This is a genomic window from Pseudoalteromonas sp. ESRF-bin5, assembly GCF_002632075.1.
In the GTDB taxonomy this organism is placed as follows: Bacteria; Pseudomonadota; Gammaproteobacteria; order Enterobacterales; family Alteromonadaceae; genus Pseudoalteromonas; species Pseudoalteromonas marina.
This window is the reverse complement of sequence record NZ_NTLW01000017.1, coordinates 1-1,021: the sequence shown is the minus strand read 5'-3', so window position 1 is coordinate 1,021 and position 1,021 is coordinate 1. Positions and strand designations below refer to the sequence as shown.

General features: G+C 38.1%; 1 protein-coding gene. It reads left to right on the top strand.

All coding sequences use genetic code 11. The annotated features are described in order from the left end of the window. Positions 1 to 279: 279 nt before the first annotated feature. A complete protein-coding gene (locus BCG07_RS00245; RefSeq protein ID WP_286887948.1) occupies positions 280 to 753 on the top strand; it encodes a DUF6998 domain-containing protein in 474 nt (157 codons plus the stop codon). Positions 754 to 1,021: the final 268 nt, after the last annotated feature.

The window sequence follows — 1,021 nt, the reverse complement described above, 5'->3', positions numbered from 1 at the left end:
GAGTATGTGAACGCGACTGAATTAAAAGTGAATAGTTACAAAGGAAGGTGACTGTTTATTTCCTCACTGTTTATTAGCACATTACTTTTCTGTCTAATATTACTGATCTCTACCATTTTGGAGTATTTCTACATTTAGAATATTTAAATGCTACATAACTATTTGTTTACATACGCTTATTAGCTGGCTACATTAGATTGATTGTAATATTTGGGTATGTGTCGTTTTAGAAAGCGACACATGTCGGATACAAAGTTGTTAGCTGTAAAGAGGTTTCGAGTGCATCTCAAAGATATGGAAGTAAAAGAATTGTTGCAGCTACAGGCATCAATAACAAATGAGCTCATAAACCGAGATGTTGTTCGAACTCAAAATAACCCTTTGGGTGACTACACTGAATGGCTTGTCGCAAAAGCCCTTGATCTTGATTTAGAAGCTAATTCTAAAGCTGGCTATGATGGCATTAGTAAAAGTGGTATTCGTGTCCAGATTAAAGGGCGGCGAGTAACCCCGAAAAATAACTCGCGTCAATTAAGCGCAATCCGAAAGTACAATGAACATGATTTCGATGAATTGGTAGCGGTAATATACAACGAAAATTTTGACATAATTGAAGCGCTGCAAATTCCTCATAAAGTTGTTGGAGAGTATGCTTCATACAGAGAGCATGTAAATGCCCATATTTTAATACTGAAAGGGCCAATTCTTACTGACCCTAGAGTAAAGTGCATTAAACAAGCAGTGTGCAGCTAACAATGCATTGCACCGGATTCCGCATACTGTCGCGTTTTTTGCAAAAACACGCAAAAAACCTCGCCAGCATGCTCCACCGGTGAATGCGGCGTTGGTATGACTCCCATTGTCAAGTTAAACGCACTGATCCTTGCCTAACTTTTTAAGCCATAATTATTTTAGCTCGAATTAGAGCGAGTTAATACATAGGATGAAGCAAGTAATGTCGTCGGTTATCTTGCTGATATTCGTTGGTTATTACTATTTCTAGTAACAGAGCAGACCTTAC